General features: G+C 71.7%; 15 protein-coding genes. 7 read left to right on the top strand and 8 right to left on the bottom strand.

The window, feature by feature from the left end; all coding sequences use genetic code 11:
* Positions 1-111: 111 nt before the first annotated feature.
* The 3 genes from OG538_RS15780 to OG538_RS15770 all read right to left on the bottom strand — a co-directional run bounded on the left by OG538_RS15780 (position 112) and on the right by OG538_RS15770 (position 1,776).
* Positions 112-654, bottom strand: a complete 543-nt coding sequence (locus OG538_RS15780) for a hypothetical protein (protein ID WP_406094097.1) — start codon at positions 652-654, stop codon at positions 112-114.
* A complete protein-coding gene (locus OG538_RS15775; protein ID WP_406094095.1) occupies positions 651-1,199 on the bottom strand; it encodes a hypothetical protein in 549 nt (182 codons plus the stop codon). The genes OG538_RS15780 and OG538_RS15775 overlap by 4 nt, the downstream gene beginning before the upstream one ends.
* A gap of 127 nt (positions 1,200-1,326) precedes the next feature.
* Positions 1,327-1,776 carry a hypothetical protein gene (locus OG538_RS15770; protein ID WP_406094093.1) on the bottom strand — a complete coding sequence of 150 codons (450 nt, stop codon included), beginning with the start codon at positions 1,774-1,776 and terminating at the stop codon, positions 1,327-1,329.
* A 240-nt stretch (positions 1,777-2,016) separates the two neighbouring features.
* Between OG538_RS15770 and OG538_RS15765 the strand changes: the two genes are divergently transcribed.
* Positions 2,017-2,676: a GNAT family N-acetyltransferase gene (locus OG538_RS15765; RefSeq protein ID WP_406094091.1), complete on the top strand. Its 660-nt coding sequence runs from the start codon at positions 2,017-2,019 to the stop codon at positions 2,674-2,676.
* A 96-nt stretch (positions 2,677-2,772) separates the two neighbouring features.
* Here the strand turns inward: OG538_RS15765 and OG538_RS15760 are convergent, their stop codons facing one another.
* Positions 2,773-5,073, bottom strand: a complete 2,301-nt coding sequence (locus OG538_RS15760) for a heavy metal translocating P-type ATPase (RefSeq protein WP_406094089.1) — start codon at positions 5,071-5,073, stop codon at positions 2,773-2,775.
* A gap of 247 nt (positions 5,074-5,320) precedes the next feature.
* Here OG538_RS15760 and OG538_RS15755 point away from each other — a divergent pair, with 247 nt between their 5' ends.
* On the top strand, positions 5,321-6,010 hold the full coding sequence (locus OG538_RS15755; RefSeq protein WP_406094087.1) for a copper homeostasis protein CutC: 690 nt from the start codon (positions 5,321-5,323) through the stop codon (positions 6,008-6,010).
* Between the two features lie 139 nt (positions 6,011-6,149).
* Here the strand turns inward: OG538_RS15755 and OG538_RS15750 are convergent, their stop codons facing one another.
* Positions 6,150-6,818, bottom strand: coding sequence for a response regulator transcription factor (locus OG538_RS15750; protein WP_406094085.1), 669 nt, complete (start codon positions 6,816-6,818; stop codon positions 6,150-6,152).
* Positions 6,815-8,074, bottom strand: a complete 1,260-nt coding sequence (locus OG538_RS15745) for a sensor histidine kinase (RefSeq protein WP_406094083.1) — start codon at positions 8,072-8,074, stop codon at positions 6,815-6,817. Before OG538_RS15745 ends, OG538_RS15750 begins: the two co-directional genes overlap by 4 nt.
* Positions 8,075-8,216: 142 nt before the next feature.
* Here OG538_RS15745 and OG538_RS15740 point away from each other — a divergent pair, with 142 nt between their 5' ends.
* The 4 genes from OG538_RS15740 (at position 8,217) to OG538_RS15725 (ending at position 14,473) form a co-directional block, all read left to right on the top strand.
* Positions 8,217-9,197, top strand: coding sequence for an ABC transporter ATP-binding protein (locus OG538_RS15740; protein ID WP_406094081.1), 981 nt, complete (start codon positions 8,217-8,219; stop codon positions 9,195-9,197).
* Positions 9,194-10,741 carry an ABC transporter permease subunit gene (locus tag OG538_RS15735; protein ID WP_406094079.1) on the top strand — a complete coding sequence of 516 codons (1,548 nt, stop codon included), beginning with the start codon at positions 9,194-9,196 and terminating at the stop codon, positions 10,739-10,741. The genes OG538_RS15740 and OG538_RS15735 overlap by 4 nt, the downstream gene beginning before the upstream one ends.
* Complete coding sequence (locus tag OG538_RS15730; protein ID WP_406094077.1) at positions 10,738-11,577, top strand: ABC transporter permease subunit; 840 nt, start codon at positions 10,738-10,740, stop codon at positions 11,575-11,577. Before OG538_RS15735 ends, OG538_RS15730 begins: the two co-directional genes overlap by 4 nt.
* 244 nt (positions 11,578-11,821) lie before the next feature.
* Entirely contained in the window at positions 11,822-14,473 is a 2,652-nt protein-coding gene (locus OG538_RS15725; protein ID WP_406094075.1) for a glycoside hydrolase family 9 protein, read from the top strand.
* A gap of 50 nt (positions 14,474-14,523) precedes the next feature.
* Here OG538_RS15725 and OG538_RS15720 read toward each other — a convergent pair whose 3' ends face one another.
* Complete coding sequence (locus OG538_RS15720; protein WP_406094073.1) at positions 14,524-16,596, bottom strand: HelD family protein; 2,073 nt, start codon at positions 16,594-16,596, stop codon at positions 14,524-14,526.
* A gap of 371 nt (positions 16,597-16,967) precedes the next feature.
* Here OG538_RS15720 and OG538_RS15715 point away from each other — a divergent pair, with 371 nt between their 5' ends.
* Positions 16,968-17,156 carry a hypothetical protein gene (locus tag OG538_RS15715; protein WP_406094071.1) on the top strand — a complete coding sequence of 63 codons (189 nt, stop codon included), beginning with the start codon at positions 16,968-16,970 and terminating at the stop codon, positions 17,154-17,156.
* Between the two features lie 29 nt (positions 17,157-17,185).
* On the opposite strand, the gene OG538_RS15710 is transcribed toward OG538_RS15715, so the two are convergent.
* Positions 17,186-18,829 (bottom strand): DNA repair helicase XPB, encoded by a 1,644-nt coding sequence (locus OG538_RS15710; RefSeq protein ID WP_406094069.1) that lies wholly within the window; start codon positions 18,827-18,829, stop codon positions 17,186-17,188.
* Between the last annotated feature and the right edge of the window lie 141 nt (positions 18,830-18,970).

The following is an 18,970-nucleotide window of genomic DNA, read 5'->3' as shown; positions in this document are numbered from 1 at the left end:
TCGGCGAAGCGCCGAGCCGGGCGGCGGTGGCGCAGGCAGGCGCGGGGACGGTGGTGCGGTTCGTGCTCGTGGGCAGGTGAGCCCCGGAGCCGGCCCGGGAGGGCGCGGCCGTCACGAGGTGGGGGGCAGCCCGAAGTGGTCGGCGATGATCCGCATCGTCACGGCGCCGTCGGCGTTGAAGCCGGGATCGGCGTCGTACGCGGGGGTCACCCGGCCTACGATCCCGGCGTCCAGCAACTCCCGTACCAGCAGGTCACCGCTGCGTCGCGTCTCGCGGCGCCGCCCGACGTTGAAGTACTCCCGCTCGAACCCGCCCCGGCTGTGGACGAAGTTGAACGGGTGGTCGTCGCAGTGCGGAACCATGTAGTTCTGCCCGTGCGGGCACGGGCACGCGGGTGTGGTGGCGAGGAAGACCGTCTTCACGCGGCCGGGCCCGAACCGTTCGTCGTAGCGGAATCCGGTCAGGTCACGTGCGAGGTCCGTGATCGCCCGGCCGCGCACGGCGGTCGCGTCGTACGTGGCCCAGGCCCAGCCGTCCGACGCACCCGTCGTGCGGGCGGGATACGTCGCGTCGGCGCACACGGCGGTGAGGGTGGGCAGGTCCAGGCCACTGGCGTAGATGACGTACGTGTCCGGGGCGACGATCGCCTTCACTGTCCGGTCACCTCCAGGACGAGCGGGGGCGAGGGCAGGCCGAAGCAGTCCGCGATCGCCTTCACCAGGCGGTTCTCGTCGTCGTAGTGGTGGTCGAAGCAGTCGTGGCCGTCGTCCGTCTCCCACAGCAGGCACTCCGCCCCGGGGCCGATGAGGTGCGCGGCGAGGAGCTCGGCCGACATGTGGTCGGGGTTCTCGCCCACCCGCTGCCCGATGTCCTCGAAGCTGAAGAAGAGGATCGTGCGCCCGTCACGGAGGTAGTGGAAGTGGGGCCCGTGCGCCTTGGCGCTGCAGGGCTCGGTCACGAGCACCACCAGCTCGGTGCCTTCCGGGCAGACGCGGCTGTAGTCGGCCTCCTCGTAGTCATCGATCTCGGCGTTGAGCATCTCGTGAGCCGCCCAGGCCCACCCGCCCGCTTCGCCCTCGGCCAGCGGTTCCCGAAGCAGTTCGCGGAGGCCGGTGGTGAGTGCGTCGACGGAAAGCCCCCGGGAGAACACGAGGTTCACCTCGTGGCCGGGAATCGATTCGTGCATCCAGTCGGTCATGCGGGGATCGTAGACACGGCCACTGACAACGGGGCTGCCAGGCAGCCCCGTTGTCGGTGTGGCCGACCGGTACTGGGCTCCGCCGGGCGCCCGGTACCGGTTCCGCCGGTGGGACGGCGGGCGTGGCTCAGTGGTCGTTGACGAAGTTCACCGCGTAGGACCCGAGGCCGCCCTCACCCTCGAAGGTGAGCCCTATGTTGCTGTACTCGTGCAGGTTGTACCTGCCGCCCTGGCTGGCCTGGTGCGTGACGCAGGTGCCCTTGCCGGTCGAGACCTTGGCCTCGTAGTGGTCGATGTTGAGGTCCGAGTCGACGACTGTCACGAAGGCCGCGTGGCCGTTCGCCGCCGTGTCGCAGACGGAGATGATGTCGCCGTGCTCCTCCACGTAGACCCTGACGCCCGCTCCGTTCCACGTGTGGTCCCAGTTGATGCCGGTCGGCGCTTCGGCGGCGGTGGCGGGGGACGTGGTGACGGCCGCCAGTCCGGCCAGCGCGGCCGCGCCGACCAGGGCCGCCGCGGACCGGCGGCGAAGGCGCGAACGCCGGGTGGCACCAGGGGCTGAGGTGGTGTGCTGCATAAACCCTCTTCGTAATCATTGGTCAGAATGAATGGTTCAGCCGTACGAACGACAGTGCGATGTCGCGCTCTGCATTCGAGAAGATCCGGCGCAGGGTACGACGCTCCGGATGGGCGACCCGGTTCTCCCAGGGTGGAGGCCGACATATTCGCGCGACATGCGTGCGGAGCGTCTGGAAGGCTGCGCGCGGGCCTGCGTCCGCATGTGAACCCGCTGTGCTGCGAACTGGATGGGGAAGTAATGGCTTTCGCGCTGGAAGGACCGGTCCTGGAGGGCTCACGGGTGCGCCTGGAGCCGCTGGAGCAGCGGCACGCGGGGGACCTGCGCCGGGCCGCCGAGGAGGAGCGGAGCTCATACCGCTTCACCTGGGTGCCCCGAGCCCACGAGGCCGGCGAGTACGTCGACGCCCAGCTCGCCCGCGCCGCCACCGGGAAGCTGTTCCCGTACGCGCAGATCGACCGGGCCTCGGGACGGGCGGTCGGGGTCACGGCGTACTGGGAGCCCCGGCACTGGCTGGACGAGGACACGCTCAGCGCGATCGAGGTCGGCTTCACATGGCTCGCCGCCTCGGCCCAGGGCTCGGGGATCAACGCCGAGGCCAAGTACCTGCTGTTCCGGCACGCGTTCGAGGTGTGGGGGGTGGCCCGCGTGGATCTGAAGACGGATGCCCGCAACAGCCGTTCCCGTGCCGCGATCGAAGCGGCGGGCGCGAGCTTCGAAGGCGTGCTGCGGAACTGGTCCCGGTCGTGGGCGCCGGGCGAGGACGGGCGTCTGCGGGACTCGGCGATCTTCTCGATCACGGCGGACGAGTGGCCGGAGCGCCGTGCGCGGCTGGAGGAGCGCATCGCACGCGGACGCGGCAGCGGGCGGCCTGAGGCCCGGCTCCCTGTCGGAAGCTGAGCCCGGCCGCCCGGCGGACGGGAAGGCTGCGGGACGGACGGGAAGGCTGCGGGACGGACGGGTAGGCCGCCCGGCGGGCGGGAAGGCTGCGGGGCCCTACGCCCCCGCGCGGAACCCCCGCAGCCGCAGCGAGTTGCCGACCACGAACACCGACGAGAACGCCATCGCGGCACCCGCGATCATCGGGTTCAGCAGACCCATCGCGGCCAGCGGCAACGCGCCCACGTTGTAGGCGAAGGCCCAGAACAGGTTCGTACGGATGGTGCCGAGCGTCTTCCGTGACAGCCGGATGGCATCCGCGGCGGCCCGCAGGTCCCCGCGTACCAGGGTCAGGTCGCCGGCTTCGATCGCCGCGTCCGTGCCCGTGCCCATGGCGAGTCCCAGGTCGGCCTGGGCGAGGGCGGCCGCGTCGTTGACCCCGTCGCCGACCATCGCGACCGAACGGCCTTCGCTCTGCAGGCGCTTGACGACGTCGACCTTGTCCTGCGGCATGACCTCCGCGTAGACCTCCTCGATGCCGACCTCGGCAGCAACCGACTCCGCCACCGCCCGGTTGTCGCCGGTCAGCAGGATCGGCGTCAGGCCGAGCGCGCGCAGCCGCTCGATCGCCTCCGCGCTGGTGTCCTTCACCGCGTCGGCCACTTCCAGGACCGCTCGTGCCTCGCCGTCCCAGGCGACCGTGACCGCGGTACGGCCCGCAGCCTCCGCTTCGGCCTTGCGACGGCCCAGTTCCTCGGGCAGGTGGATCTCCCACTCGGCCAGCAGCGCCTCGCGGCCGACGAGGACCGCGTGGCCCTCGACGGTGCCCTGGACGCCGAGGCCGGGGAGGTTGGTGAAGTTCTCGGGGGTGGGGAGGGGTGCTCGGGTGTGGTTGGTGGCGCCGGTGGCGACGGCTTGGGCGATGGGGTGTTCGGAGGCGTGTTCCAGGGCTCCGGCCAGGCGCAGGACGTCGGTTTCGGTGGCGTTGTTCGTGGTGTGGACGGTCTGGAGGGTCATGCGGCCGGTGGTGACGGTGCCGGTCTTGTCGAGGACGATCGTGTCGATGTGGCGGGTGGTCTCCAGGACTTCGGGGCCCTTGATCAGGATGCCGAGCTGGGCGCCGCGTCCGGTGCCGACCATGAGGGCGGTCGGGGTGGCGAGTCCGAGGGCGCAGGGGCAGGCGATGATCAGCACGGCGACGGCGGCCGTGAACGCGGCCGTCAGGCCCTCCCCGCTGCCCAGCCAGAAGCCGAGCGTGCCGAGCGCGAGCGCGATCACGACAGGGACGAACACCGCGGAGATCCGGTCGGCGAGCCGCTGCGCCGCCGCCTTGCCGTTCTGGGCGTCCTCGACCAGCTTCGCCATCCGGGCCAGCTGGGTGTCGGCCCCGACCCGGATCGCCTCGACGACGAGCCGGCCGCCCGCGTTGAGCGTCGCGCCGGTCACCGGGTCGCCGGCCGTGACCTCGACGGGGACGGACTCGCCGGTGAGCATCGACGCGTCCACCGCCGAACTGCCCTCCACCACGATGCCGTCCGTGGCGATCTTCTCGCCCGGGCGGACGAGGAAGCGGTCCCCGACCTGGAGATCGGCCGTGCCCACGGTGACCTCCCGGCCGTCGCGCAGGAGGGTGACCTCCTTCGCGCCGAGCTCCAGCAGTGCCTTCAGCGCGGCGCCCGCCTTCCGCTTGGAGCGGGCCTCGAAATAGCGCCCGGCGAGGATGAACGCGGTGACTCCGGCGGCCGCTTCGAGGTAGATGTTCCCCGCGCCGTCGGTGCGCCCGATGGTCAGCTCGAAGGGGTGCGTCATGCCGGCCATCCCGGCGGTGCCGAAGAACAGCGCCCACACCGACCACAGGAACGCCGCCGACGTGCCGACCGAGATCAGCGTGTCCATCGTGGCCGCACCGTGCCGGGCGTTGGTCCACGCGGCGCGGTGGAAGGGCCAGGCGGCGTACGTGACGACGGGGGCGGTGAGGGTGAGGGAGAGCCACTGCCAGTTGTCGAACTGGAGGGCGGGGATCATCGACATCGCGATCACCGGCACAGCGAGCAGGACGGCGGTGAGCAGCCGCTGTCGCAGCGGGCGGAGCTCGTCCGCCTCGTCCGTCCCGGTGGGAGTGTCGCCGGTACGTACGGGGGGAGCGGGCTCGTGCGCGGTGTAGCCCGTCTTCTCGACCGTGGCGATCAGGTCCTGTACGGAGACGTCCTCGCCCCGGTAGCTGACCTTGGCCTTTTCGGTGGCGTAGTTGACGGTGGCCTCGACCCCGTCCATCCGGTTGAGCTTCTTCTCGATCCGGGCCGCGCACGAGGCGCAGGTCATGCCGCCGATGGCCAGCTCGACCTCTGCGGCGGCGCCGGTCGGGGTGGGGCCACTGGGGGCAGTGGTGCCGGTCGTGGCTGTGGTCTGCGCGGACACGGGGCCCTCCTCGTGGATCATGTTATACCCCTGGGGGGTATGTGTGCCTGATTCAGGTATACCCCCCGCCCCTATGTGGGCGCAAGGGTGATCCGTTGCGGAAGTGCCGACCGCGCCCCATTGGTCCCCTGGCGCACCTTCGGCCTCGCGTATCTTCGCGTTCGCTGTGAGGCTGCGCCCCGGGCCTACCGCCCCGTAGGCTGGCATTGGACTAGACCTATAGACGTCTCTGGAGGATTGGGTTCCCATGAGCAACCGTGCAGTCCTGGAGGTGATCGCTCTCGACGCGGAGGACGCGGTCGCTGCCCAGGCGGGTGGTGCGGACCGGCTGGAGCTGGTCACCGACATGGCGGCGGACGGCCTCACTCCGTCCTGCGCGACGTTCGCGGCGATCCGGGCCGCCGTGGACATTCCGCTACGGGTCATGCTCAGGGTGGCGGACGGCTTCGCGGCCGGTGATGTCGGCGTGCTCGTACGCAAGGCGCGCGAACTGCGGGCGGAGGGTGCGGACGAGTTCGTGCTCGGCTTCCTGGACGCGGAGGGCCGTCCCGACCTCGTCGCGGTCGAGCGCATCGTCGCCGAGCTCGACGGCTGCAACTGGACGTTCCACCGCGCGATCGACCGTGCCTCCGACCGGGACGCGCTGCGCAAGGCCCTCGCCGATCTGCCGGGCCTGGACACGTACCTCACCGCGGGTTCGCCCGCGGGGGTGGACGAGGGCATCCCCACGCTGATCGTCGAGGCGGCGCGCAAGGGGGAGCCGGGGTACGAGCCGCAGATCCTCGTCGGCGGCGGCCTGCGGCTGGAGCACCTGCCGGAACTGCTGGGCGCGGGCATCGACGCCGTTCACATCGGCGGGGCCGCCCGGCCGGGCGGCTGGGCGGGGCCGGTGGATGTGGCCGCGGTGCGGGAGTGGCGCGACGTGCTGGACGCCTGAGGGCTGTCCAGCACGCGTTTTACGGGCGGGGGCGGGTTGCCGAACACGGCGTCCCGCCCCCGCCCGTCGCGGCCCGGAGCTTCGGCCGCAACGGGAGCGGGAGAGCCGTCGGCGGTGTCCAGGGCTCGGCGCGGGCCGCTCAGTCGGGCCGGGCGGTGATCCGATACCCCACGCCGGGTGTGGTGGCGATGACCGGGGGGTCGCCGAGTTTGCGGCGCAGGCGGCTGATGGTCACCGTGACCGTGTTGGTGAACGGGTCGGCGTGTTCGTCCCAGACCTGTTCGAGCAGGTCCTCCGTGCTGAGGAAGCCGGGGCTCGCGTTCAGGAGGGCTTCGAGCAGCGCGAACTCCTTGACGGAGAGTTCGAGCGGGCGACCGTCACGGCCGGCGGTCCGGCGCATCGGGTCGAGTTCGATGCCCGCCACGCGCAGGGTGCGGGGCCGCGCGGCGGGGCGGCGGCGGGCCAGCGCACGGATGCGCAGGACGAGTTCGGGGAAGTGGAAGGGCTTGGCGAGGTAGTCGTCGGCGCCCAGGGTCAGGCCGCTCACGCGGTCGCCGGGTGCGCCGGCGGCGGTCAGCATCAGAACCATCGCGCGACCGTCGCGCTCGGTGATCATCTGGCAGAGGGTGTCGCCGTGGATGCCCGGCAGGTCGCGGTCGAGCACGACGACGTCGTACGCGTTGACGTCCAGCTTGGCCGCGGCGTCGAGCCCGTCGTGGGTCACGTCCACGGCCATGCCCTGGTCGCGCAGTCCCTCGGCCACGACCTCGGCGAGCGGGCGGGCGTCCTCGACCACCAGGACTCTCAACGTGTCACGTCCGTTTCGGTGCCGGGGACCTTCGGCGCTCCGTCGCCCGGGTGGGGGAGGACGACGGCGACGCGCAGGCCGCCTTCGGGGCGGGCGCGCAGGTCCAGGGTGCCGTGGTGCGCCTCGGCGATGGCCGCGACGATGGAGAGGCCGAGGCCGCTGCCCCGGCCGGTTCCGGTCCGGTCGGCGCCCAGGCGGCGGAAGGGGCGCGCGAGGTCCGCCACCCGCCGCTGGTCGAGGACCGGTCCACCGGACTCGACGACGAGGGACACCGCACCGTGGTCGTTCCCCTTGCCTTCTTCGGCCAGAACCGTGACCTCGATCCAGCCCCCGGAGTCGTTGTGGATGATCGCGTTGTCGATCACGTTGTCCGCCACGCGGCGCAGCAGCGTATGACTGCCCCACACCCGCGCCGATTCGTCGATCCGGTCCGCGCGGACCGTCAGGCCCCTGGTCGCGATGTCCTCGGCCCGTGCGGCCAGGGCGGTCCGTGCCGTCCGGCCGAGGAGGAGCAGGCGTGAGTCGTCGAACTCACCGTGCTGGGTGCGTGCGAGGACCAGGAAACCCTCCAACAGCCGGTCCACCTGGTCGAGTTCCGCGCGGATCCGGGCGGCCAGGGTGGCGGTGATCCCGGGCACCGGGCCGGGTTTGGCGAGGGCCACGTCCACGGAGGCCCGCATCGTGGTGAGCGGGGTGCGCAGTTCGTGGGAGGCATTGGCGACGAACAGCCGTTGGGCGTCGAAGGACGCTTCCAGGCGGCCGAGGAGGCCGTCGATGGTGTCGGCGAGGTCCTTCACCTCGTCGCCGGGGCCGGCGATCGCCAGACGTTCGTGCAGGCTGTCGGCGGTGATCCGGCGGGTCGCCGCCGTCATCACGCGCAGGGGGCGCAGTACCCGGCCGGCGACGAACCAGCCGAGGCCGACCGAGACCACCGCCATGACGCCGAGCGCGAGTGCGGAGCCGGTCAGGATCTGCGCGGTTTGGGCGTCGTGCGCCTGGACCAGCCGCTGTTCCAGCTCGTCGATGCGGCCCATGGCCTGTGCCGCCGTGGCGGGCCGGTCGGCGCCGTTGCCGGGCGCGACCCGGCTGTCGCTCGATCCGCCGGACGCCACCGCGGCGGTGATGGCGAGCAGAGCCGTTCCGGACAGCAGGAAAAGGGCGACGTACAAGGCGGTGAAGCGGACCCGAGCGGTGCCACGGCGCAGTCCGGGCCATGTCGTCGGGCCCGTGAGCCGTCGGGGCGGACTCCACTTCATCCGCCTGCTCCCTCCTCGTGCCCCGTGCAGGGGCGGGTCTTCCGGCCGGGCTCCCGCCGCCAGGTTAAGCGGCCGCGCCTAACAGGGAGATGACAGCGCCCGTTCGGACCCTGTAACCGTTGCCCTCCCAGGGTGGGGGCCCATGAACCATGAGAACGCCCCCGACGGCGGCAACCACGACAGCTGGGCCTCCGAGGCGACGATCGAGGTCGTCGGACTACGCAAACGCTTCGGGCCGCGGACGGCCCTCGACGGGATGACGTTTTGTGTGCACCCGGGGAGGGTGACCGCCTTCGTGGGTCCGAACGGCGCGGGAAAGTCCACCACCATGCGCGTGATCCTCGGCCTGGACGCAGCCGAGGAGGGGGAGGCGCTGATCGGAGGGGTGCCGTATCGCAGCCTGCGTCGCCCCCTGCGGCACCTGGGGGCGCTGCTCGACGCCTCCGCTCTGCATCCCAGCCGCACGGCCCGCAACCACCTGCTGTGGCTGGCTCATTCCCAGGGGCTGCCCTCGGGGCGGGTGGACGAGGTCATCGAACAGGCGGGCCTGGGCTCGGCGGCCCGTCGCAAGGCGGGCGGTTTCTCGCTGGGCATGCGCCAACGCCTGGGGATCGCGGCGGCACTGCTCGGGGACCCGCCGGCGGTGATGCTGGACGAGCCGTTCAACGGACTGGACCCGGACGGCATCGTGTGGATGCGAGGCTTCCTGGCCCTGCTTGCCCGGCAGGGCCGCGCGGTCCTCGTCTCCAGTCACCTCATGAGCGAACTCGAAGACACCGCGGACCACCTCGTGGTGATCGGACGCGGCCGGGTCGTCGCGGACACCAGCGTGTCCGAGCTGCTTGCCGAGGCATCCGGCGGCCGGGTCGTCCTCCGTACCTCCGCATCCGCGCACGCCTCCCAGGTGCTGCGCAGCGCGGGCGCCACCCTGGCCGCCACCGGGCCCGACACGCTGGACGTCACGGGCCTGCCCGACGTGGAGATCGTGGCCCTGCTCACCCGGAACGGGGTGCCGTTCGCGCAGGTGTCCGCTCACCGGGCGACGCTCGAAGAGGCGTACATGGACCTCACCCGCGACGCGGTGGAGTACCGGGGCATCCCGGCGGCGGAGGCCACGCGATGACGACCACCCACACTCCACGCCCCCCGGCCATGCGACGCACCGAGCGAAGCGGACGCCTCACGGCGCTGCACGCCGAGTGGACGAAGTTCCGTACGGTACGGGGCTGGGTGGTCGCCATGGCGGCGGCACTTCTGGCGACGATCGTGGTCGGCCTGCTCGGCACTGCGGCGCCCGGCCCCACGGGAGCGGGCACCGCCTCCTACCCGAAGGGGCCCGGCGGCGAGGCCGTCAACGACAACTTCTACCTCGTGCACAGGAAGCTGACCGGCGACGGCAGCATCACCATCGCCCTGCGATCCCTGACCGGAGCGGCCGCCACCGGCAGCGGCGACGAGCCCGCCGATGGCGCCCAGCCGTGGGCCAAGGCCGGGATCATTATGAAGGAGAGCCTCACGCCGGGATCCTCGTACGCGGCGGTCCTGGCCACCGGCGGCCACGGCGTGCGCATGCAGTACGACTACACCCACGACACGGCCGGCCCTTCCGGGAGTAACTCCTCAGGCCGGCTACGCCTGGTCCGCTCCGGCGACAGCCTCACCGGTTACACCTCCACGGACGGCTCCCGGTGGACCGAAGTCGACAGCGTGAAGCTGCCCGGCCTCCCTCGTACCGTGCAGGCGGGGTTCTTCGCGGCGTCGCCGGAGGCGAAGCTGGACACCGCGGCGGGCCCGGGCTTCAGCCCCGCCGTGGCCACCGGAGTCTTCGGTGTCCCCGGCCTCGAAGGCGACTGGGCCCCGGGCGCGTGGAGCGGCACGCAGGTGGGCGGCGACGCGGGCACATCCGGCAGCTACACCGGCACCACCGAAGGCGGTTTCACCCGGACCACCGACACGTTCAGCGTGACGGGGGCCGGCGACATCGCTCCGGTCGTCGGCGGGCCGGTCATGGGCGCCGGCTTCTCCGTCGAGAACTTCCTCGTCGGCACCTTCGCCGGGCTCGTCGTGGTGATCGCCGTGGCCACGCTGTTCGTCACCGGCGAGTACCGCCATGGCCTTCTGCGCACGACCGTGGCGGCGATCCCGCCACGGGGGCGGGTACTCGGCGCCAAAGCCGTGGTGGCCGGGGGTCTCGCCTTCACCGTCGGCCTGATCGCCGCCGCGGTGACCGTGCCCCTGGGGGAACACGCCGCGCTCGGCAGGGGTTTCCATGTCTTTCCCGTCTCTTCGGCGACCGAACTGCGCGTCGTGGTGGGCACCGGACTGCTGTGTGCGGCCGCCGCCGTGCTGGCCCTCGGCGTCGGAACCCTGCTGCGGCGCAGCGCCACGGCGGTTGCCGTGGTCATCGTGTCGATCGTGCTGCCCTACCTGCTCGCCACCTCCGGCGTGCTGCCGCCGGGTGCTTCGGAGTGGTTGCTGCGGGTGACACCGGCGGCGGGCTTCGCCATCCAGCAGACCCTGCCGCACTACGCGCAGGTGGTCAGCGTGTACGAGCCGTCGACCGGGTACTACCCGCTGGTTCCCTGGGCCGGATTCGCCGTGCTGTGCGGCTATGCCGTGCTCGCCCTCGGTCTGGCCGCGGTGCGGCTGCGCAGGAGGGACGTGTGAACCGCCCGGCCAAGGCACGACTCGCGAACACGGCGGACGGCCCAACAGCGTGCGGGGGATTCGGCCATGTCCTGCGGGCGGAGTGGACGAAGCTGCGCACCGCAGGAGGAACGGGCCGGCTGCTCCTCCTCGCCGTCACTCTGACCGTGGCCGTCGGCAGTGGCACCGCCAGGGCGGTGAAGTGCCCGGACGTGGGGTGCGGCCAGGACGCCGTCAAGCTTGCCCTGACCGGCGTCACCGTCGGGCAGGCGGTCATCGCCGTGTTCGCGGTGCTGGCCGTCAGCGGCGAGTACGGCACCGGGATGATCCGCACCACGCTTACGGCGGTGCCGAACCGGCTCACCGTTCTCACTGCCAAGGCGATGGTCCTCACCGCGGCCGTCCTGGCCTCCGGGACGGCTGCCGTCCTGGCCTCCCTCCTCGTGGGCCGCCACCTCCTGCCCGGCAACGGATTCACCGAGGCGCACGGTTATGTCCCGCTGTCCCTGACCGACGGACCGACCCTGCGCGCGGCAGTGGGTTCGGTTCTCTACCTCGTCCTGATCGCCTTGATCGGCCTCGGCGTGGCGACGGCCGTAAGGGAAGCGGCGACCGCCATCGGGCTCGTGCTCGGTCTGCTCTATCTGTTCCCGGTCGTCACCCAGGTGGTCAACGACCCGGAATGGCAGCGGCACCTCCAGCAGATCGCGCCGATGTCCGCCGGACTTGCGATCCAGACCACCGTGAATCTGCCCGGGATGCCCGTCGGCCCGTGGGAGGGCCTGGGCGTGCTCGCCGCTTGGGCCGCGACCGCGATGCTGTCCGGCGCCCTGGTGTTGCGGAGGCGCGACGCCTAGCCGGTCTTCCCCCGGTCCGAGGCGGACAGGCTGCCGGGGCGTCGCACGGGAGCGGGTTGTCGCGTCAGGCTCGTGCTGTCATGACCCTGGCGCAACAAACACCACCGGCTCCACAATGGCCACACGGCGGTGTGGGAACGCTCCCACGGTGCCTCCCCGGCCCTCTTCATCGCTCATGGGAGCGTTCCCACCGCTCAACCGCCAAGCCTCGGACCGTCATTCACTGCTACCGAAAGGCCCCCCGGTGAACGCCTCTCCGCCCCCGTCCCCCACCGGTCGCACCCGCGCCCGGCGCGGGCGTCGTGTGCTCGGGACATTAGCCCTCGCCGCACTGTTCGGCGGTGTCCTCACCGCACCGGGTGCCGCCGCCGAGGACGCCGATCCGGCTCCGGAGCAGATCACCAACGGTGACTTCACCGCCGGTACGGCTCCCTGGTGGTGGACCGCCAACACCGCCGCCGCCGTCACGGACGGGCGGCTCTGCACCGACGTACCGGCCGGAACGGCCAACCCGTGGGACGTGATCGTCGGCCAGAACGACATCCCCCTCGTCGCGGGGGAGACGTACAGCCTCACCTACACGGCCACGTCCACCTCTGCGCTCTCCATCCACACCAACGTGCAGATGGCGACCGACCCGTGGACGACGGACCTGTCCGCGACCGACGTGATCGGCACGGAGGCGGCCCCCGTCACGCACGTCTTCACCGCGACCGCCGACCGCGACGCCGCTCAACTCGCCTTCCAGATAGGCGGCAGCGACAAGGCGGCCACCTTCTGCCTCGACGACGTGTCCCTGCGCGGCGGCGCCGAGCCGCCCGTGTACGTGCCCGACACCGGCTCGCGCGTCCGCGTCAACCAGGTCGGCTATCTCCCCAAGGGCCCCAAGAACGGCACCCTGGTCACCGACACGACCGAACCGCTGCCCTGGACCCTCCGGGCGGCCGACGGGACGACCGCCGCCAGCGGCACCACCGCGCCGGGCGGCATCGACCCCACCTCGCGTCAGAACGTCCACACCTTCGACTTCAGCGACGTCACGACCACCGGTGACGGCTACACCGTCGAGGCGGACGGCCAGGTCAGCGAGCCCTTCTCGATCAGGGCAGACCTGTACGACACCCTGCGCAGCGACTCGCTCGCGTACTTCTACCAGAACCGCAGCGGCATCGAGATCGACGGGGACCTCGTCGGCGAGCAGTACGCGCGTCCGGCGGGCCACCTCGGCGTGGCCCCCAACAAGGGCGACACGGACGTGCCGTGCCAGCCGGGCGTCTGCGACTACCGGCTCGATGTGCGGGGCGGCTGGTACGACGCCGGCGATCAGGGCAAGTACGTCGTCAACGGCGGCATCGCGGTCGCCGAACTGATGGACACCTACGAGCGGACCCTGACGGCCGACGGGGCGGAGTCCGCCGAACTCGGCGACGGTGAGCTGCGGGTGCCCGAGCACGGCAACGACGTGCCGGACATCCTCGACGAGGCGCGCTGGGAGCTCGACTTCATGATGCGCATGCAGGTCCCGGCCGGGCAGCCGCTCGCCGGAATGGTCCACCACAAGATTCACGACGCCCAGTGGACCGGCCTGCCGATGATGCCCGACCTCGACCCCCAGCAGCGCGAGTTGCACCCGCCGTCGACCGCCGCGACGCTCAACCTGGCTGCCGCGGCAGCCCAGTGCGCCCGCCTCTTCGCCCCGTACGACGCGGACTTCGCCGACCGGTGCCGTACGGCCGCCGAGACGGCGTGGACCGCGGCGAAGGCCCACCCGGACGTGCTCGCCGACCCCAACGACGGCACGGGCGGCGGAACGTACAGCGACAACGACGTCTCCGACGAGTTCTACTGGGCCGCCGCCGAACTCTTCACCACCACCGGCGCCGCCCCCTACCGCCAGGCGCTCCTCGACTCCCCGCTGCACGGCGACGTCGACGCGGTCTTCCCCGCGGACGGTGGGATCTGGTGGGGCGGTACCGCAGGGCTCGGCGTGCTGACCCTGGCCACGGTGCCCAACGACCTGACCGCCGACCAGCTGGCACAGGTCCGCTCCGTGGTGACCGCGGCCGCCGACCGCTACGCCGCCCAGACCGAGGACCAGCTGTACGGCGTGCCGTACGCCCCGGCCGGCCAGAACTACGCCTGGGGCTCCAACAGCCAGGTACTCAACAACATGATCGTGCTGGCCACCGCCGCCGACCTCACCGGGAAGGCCGGGTACCGGGACGCCGTGCTGCGTGGCGCGGACTACCTGTTCGGGCGCAACCCGCTGAACCAGTCGTACGTCACCGGGTACGGCGAGCGCAGCTCCGAGAACCAGCACCACCGGGTGTGGGCGCACCAGAGCGACCCCGACCTGCCCCACCCGCCCGCCGGCTCCCTCGCGGGCGGCCCGAACCTCACCGCTCCCACCTCCGGCGACCCGGCGGCCGCTGAGAAGCTCAACGGCTGCGCGGCGGCGATGTGTTACCTCGACGACAACGGCTCGTACGCCACCAACGAGGTCGCCATCAACTGGAACGCGCCGCTGGCCTTCGTCGCCTCCTACCTGGACGACGCCGGTGACGGGGCGGGCCCGGCCCGCGCCTGCCGCGTCACGTACTCCTCGCACCCGTGGAGCACCGGATCGACCACCACGGTCACGGTGAAGAACACCGGAACCCAGGCGCTCACCCCCTGGTCCCTGACCTGGCTGCTGCCCGGTGACCAGAAGCTCAGCCACACCTGGAGCGCCGAACTCGCCCAGTACGGGCGTACGGTCACCGCCGTACCGCTGTCCTGGAACCGCACCCTCGCGCCGGGCGCGGCGGTCGACTTCGGGTTCAACAGCAGCGTCTCGGGCGCGGCGGCGGATCCGGGCACGGTCAAGCTGAACGGGAGGGCCTGCACGGCCGGTTGACCAGGCGCGGGGGGTGGGGGCGTGCCGTCGCCCCCACCCCCCGCGGCGTGTCAGCCCAGCTCCTCCGGCAGCGGCGCCGCGTGAAGGACGATCAGCCCCGACACGGCGCGGGTCAGGGCGACGTACAGCCGGCGCAGCCCCGTGCGCTCGTCGGGCTCCCCGTCGACCACCGCGGCCGGTTCGTCCAGCACCACGTAGTCGTACTCCAGGCCCTTCGCCAGCGACGCCGGGACCAGGGTCAGCCGGGACTCGGCGGTCGTCTCCTGGCCGGGGGAGAGATAGCTGTGGCCCGCCGCGGTCAGCGCCTCGGCCAGCGCCGGGATGCGGGCGTCGGCGGCGATCAGACCGGTCGAACCCTCCTGCTCCAGCGACTCCGCGCAGGCCGCGACCACCGCCGCGTCCAGTGCGTCCGCGCCCGTCACCTCCCGTACCGACAGCGAACCCGGCGACTCACGCACCGACTCCACCGCCGCGAGGCCGGGCGAGATCACGGGCAGCAGCCTGGACGCGTACGCGATCACTTCGCGCGGCACACGGAAACCGGCCGTCAGCTCCTCCACCACGGCGTCCGCCTTCCCCAGGTGGTGCAGCGCCTGCTCCCAGCTCTGCGTGGACCACGGCGTCGTGCCCTGGGCCAGGTCACCGAGCACGGTCGCCGAACCCGTCGAACAGCGTCGGCCCACCGCCCGGTACTGCATGGGCGACAGGTCCTGGGCCTCATCGATCACCACATGACCGAGCGAGTGGGTACGCGCCACCAGGTCGGACGCCTCGTCGATCAGCACCGCGTCCGCCGCCGACCACTTCGCGGACTTCACGCTCCGGACGGGCTTGGTCCACAGGATCGTCTTCTGCTCGTCCTCACTGAGCAGCCCGTCCGCGTGCGCCGCCAGGAACTCGGGGTCCGACAGCAGTCGCAGGACCAGCTTCGACGGCTCGACCGCCGGCCAGATCGCCTTCACCGCGGCCTTCACCGCCGGGGTACGCGCCACCGCGTTCTGCACCCGGTCGTCGGGTGCCTCGCCCGCCTCCTCCATCCGCACCAGCACGGCGTGCGCGATGCGCTGCGGAAGGGCCTCGTGCGCCGCCCCGTACCGCATGTCGCGGGCCAGCAACTCCTTGACCATCTCCTCGATCTCGTACGCCGGGACCCGCCAACGACGTGAGCCGCGCACCACCATGACCGGCTCGGCGGGCATCGTCACGTGCGAACGGATCGCCCGCCGCAGCACCTCCGCCATCCGGGCGTCGCCCTTCACGACGGCGGCCCGCGCCTCGTCCGTGCCCCGGACCTCGACGTGCGCCGTCACCAGGTCGTCGACCGTCGCCTGCTTCACCTCCAGCTCACCGAGGGCCGGCAGCACCTGCTCGATGTAGTGCAGGAACGACCGGTTCGGCCCGATGACGAGAGTGCCGGTACGGGCGAGCCGCTCGCGGTGCGCGTACAGCAGATACGCGACCCGGTGCAGGCCCACGGCCGTCTTACCGGTGCCGGGTCCGCCCTGCACACAGACCGAGCCGCCGAGCTCGCTGCGGACGATCTCGTCCTGCTCGGGCTGGATCGTCGCGACGATGTCACGCATCGGACCGACACGCGGCCGCTCGATCTCCGCCTGGAGGAGCTTGCTGGTCTGCGCGGTCTCGGTCGGGTCGGTGAGGTGCTCGTCCTCGTACGCCGTCAGCTCACCGCCCGTGTAGCCGAAGCGGCGTCGCTGACCTACGTCCAGCGGGTCCTTCCGGGACGCCCGGTAGAACGGCTGGGAGACCGGAGCACGCCAGTCGATGACCATCGGATCACCGTCGGAGTCGTGGACGTGGCGGCGCCCGATGTAGAACTGCTCGCCCTCCGCGCCCTCGGCCTGGGCCGCCCCCACCACGTGCAGGTAGTCCAGCCGCCCGAAGAACAACGGGGTGTGGGCGAGGTCGGCAAGGGACTTGATGCGGTCCGCGATCTGGGCCTGCAGTACCGCGGCGTTCACCCAGTTCGCCGTGACATCACGGATGTTGAGGGCTTGGGCGTCCTCGCGCATGGCGCGCAGCGCGGCACGCGACGCGGCGAGATGGGCGCGTTCATGGGCGAGGGGGTCGGTGGTGGTGTCGCTTTCGTGTTCGTGCGCGGGCACGGTGTTGCCTCCGGCATTCAACGCAGGACGGCGGACCGCATCGCTCCCGGCCACTGCTCGGGAGCGATGCGGTCCGCTCGGGGATCGATCACTGGTGCGCACGCGGACGTGCGTACGGCTGTCGGCCGGTTTCCGTCCGGTCGGCGGCGCTCCCCCGGCTGCCGGCGCAGGTCCTGACGGACGGCCGGTACCACGGTGCGGGAGGCGGGCAGACCGGCGATTGTAGCGACCGCCCCCGCCGGGCGCGAACGAATATCGCGCGGGTCCATCCCGTAGGGGACGGCATGCGACCACAGGGGTAGACGCACGCCCCCGAGCTTCCGCCTGCGGGCCGACGCCGCGACGGGCCCGGGCGGAGCACCATGGAAGACATGAGCACCGTCACCCTGAACCCGCGAAAGACCGGCCCCGCGCACGGCGCGACCGCGGCCACCGGCCACGCCCACAGCCACCGCGCCGGAGACGCGCTGCGCGCCGTCAAGGTCTACGTACGCGCCGCGTTCGGCGTCGTCGTCCTCGGCGAGTACGCGGAGGAGGCGGGCGTCCGCCGCACGCGCTGAGCACGGCGCGCCGCCCCCTCCACGGCCCCTCAGCTGTCCGAAAGCAGCTCGTCCGCGTCCACGATCCGGTACGCGTAGCCCTGCTCCGCCAGGAAGCGCTGGCGGTGCGCCGCGAAATCCTGGTCGATCGTGTCGCGCGCGACCACCGAGTAGAACCGCGCCTCGTGCCCGTCGGCCTTCGGCCGCAGCACCCGGCCCAGCCGCTGGGCCTCCTCCTGACGCGAGCCGAACGTGCCCGACACCTGAATGGCGACGGTCGCCTCCGGCAGGTCGATGGAGAAGTTCGCCACCTTCGAGACGACCAGCACGCTCAGCTCGCCCTGCCGGAAGGCGTCGAAGAGCTTCTCGCGCTGCGCATTGCTCGTCTCGCCCTTGATCACCGGGGCGTCCAGGTGCTCACCCAGCTCGTCGAGCTGGTCGATGTACTGCCCGATGACCAGCGTCTGCTCACCCTTGTGCTTGCGCACCAGGGCCTCTGTGACCTTCCGCTTCGTCGCCGTCGTCGCGCAGAACCGGTACTTCTCCTCGGCCTCGGCGGTCGCGTACGCGAGCCGCTCGGAGTCCGTCAGATTGACCCGTACCTCCACGCAGTCGGCGGGCGCGATGTAGCCCTGCGCCTCGATCTCCTTCCACGGGGCGTCGAACCGCTTGGGCCCGATCAGCGAGAAGACGTCCGACTCACGCCCGTCCTCCCGCACCAGCGTCGCGGTGAGGCCGAGCCGGCGGCGCGCCTGGAGATCGGCGGTGAACTTGAAGACCGGTGCGGGCAGCAGATGCACCTCGTCGTAGATCACCAGCCCCCAGTCGCGGGAGTCGAACAGCTCCAGGTGCGCGTAGACGCCCTTGCGGCGGGTCGTCAGCACCTGGTAGGTGGCGATGGTGACCGGCCGGATCTCCTTGCGCGTACCGCTGTACTCGCCGATCTCGTCCTCGGTCAGCGAGGTCCGCTTCACCAGCTCGTGCTTCCACTGCCGGGCCGAGACGGTGTTCGTGACGAGGATCAGTGTGGTCGCCTTGGCCTGCGCCATCGCGCCCGCCCCGACCAGCGTCTTGCCCGCGCCACAGGGCAGCACGACGACCCCGGACCCGCCGTGCCAGAACCCCTCGACGGCCTGCTGCTGGTAGGGCCGCAGCGCCCAGCCGCTCTCGTCCAGCTCGATCGGGTGCGCCTCGCCGTCCACGTACCCCGCGAGGTCCTCGGCGGGCCAGCCCAGCTTCAGCAGCGTCTGCTTGACCTGCCCGCGCTCGGACGGGTGCACGGCCACGGTGTCCGGGTCGATCCTGGCCCCCACCAGCGGCTGGACCTTCTTCGACCGGAGGATCTCCTCCAGGACCGGCCGGTCCGTGGAGGTCAGCACCAGCCCGTGGACCGGGTGCTTGGAGAGCGTGAGGCGGCCGTACCGGTCCATCGTCTCGGCGATGTCGACGAGCAGCGCGTGCGGCACGGGGTAGCGCGAGTACTTCACGAGCGCGTCGACGACCTGCTCGGCGTCGTGCCCTGCGGCGCGGGCGTTCCACAACCCGAGCGGGGTCAGCCGGTAGGTGTGGATGTGCTCGGGCGCACGTTCCAGCTCCGCGAAGGGGGCGATCACCCGGCGGCAGGCATCGGCCTGCTCGTGATCGACTTCGAGGAGCAGCGTCTTGTCGCTCTGGACGATGAGGGGTCCGGTCACGCGCTTCGGCCCTTTCTACGGCGGGGTGGCCGTGTACCGGCCAAACGTCCAGTGTGCCGCATGTGGGGGTGGGGTGGTTCTGTGCGGCCCTTTCCTGGGTGCGGGTTCCCTGCGGGGTGCGCCGTTGTCCGGGGTGCGGGT

It is taken from the genome of Streptomyces sp. NBC_01013 (assembly GCF_045162765.1).
GTDB lineage: Bacteria > Actinomycetota > Actinomycetes > Streptomycetales > Streptomycetaceae > Streptomyces.
The sequence above is the reverse complement of the archived record's forward strand: the minus strand, read 5'-3'. Positions and strand labels throughout refer to the sequence as shown.

What these genes read in the sequence shown, in the direction of transcription:
- OG538_RS15775 (WP_406094095.1), bottom strand. Translation starts at nt 1,199, where the DNA reads ATGACCGACTGGATGCACGAATCGATTCCCGGCCACGAGGTGAACCTC.
- OG538_RS15770 (WP_406094093.1), bottom strand. Translation starts at nt 1,776, where the DNA reads ATGCAGCACACCACCTCAGCCCCTGGTGCCACCCGGCGTTCGCGCCTT.
- OG538_RS15765 (WP_406094091.1), top strand. Translation starts at nt 2,017, where the DNA reads ATGGCTTTCGCGCTGGAAGGACCGGTCCTGGAGGGCTCACGGGTGCGC.
- OG538_RS15755 (WP_406094087.1), top strand. Translation starts at nt 5,321, where the DNA reads ATGAGCAACCGTGCAGTCCTGGAGGTGATCGCTCTCGACGCGGAGGAC.
- OG538_RS15745 (WP_406094083.1), bottom strand. Translation starts at nt 8,074, where the DNA reads ATGAAGTGGAGTCCGCCCCGACGGCTCACGGGCCCGACGACATGGCCC.
- OG538_RS15740 (WP_406094081.1), top strand. Translation starts at nt 8,217, where the DNA reads ATGAACCATGAGAACGCCCCCGACGGCGGCAACCACGACAGCTGGGCC.
- OG538_RS15735 (WP_406094079.1), top strand. Translation starts at nt 9,194, where the DNA reads ATGACGACCACCCACACTCCACGCCCCCCGGCCATGCGACGCACCGAG.
- OG538_RS15715 (WP_406094071.1), top strand. Translation starts at nt 16,968, where the DNA reads ATGAGCACCGTCACCCTGAACCCGCGAAAGACCGGCCCCGCGCACGGC.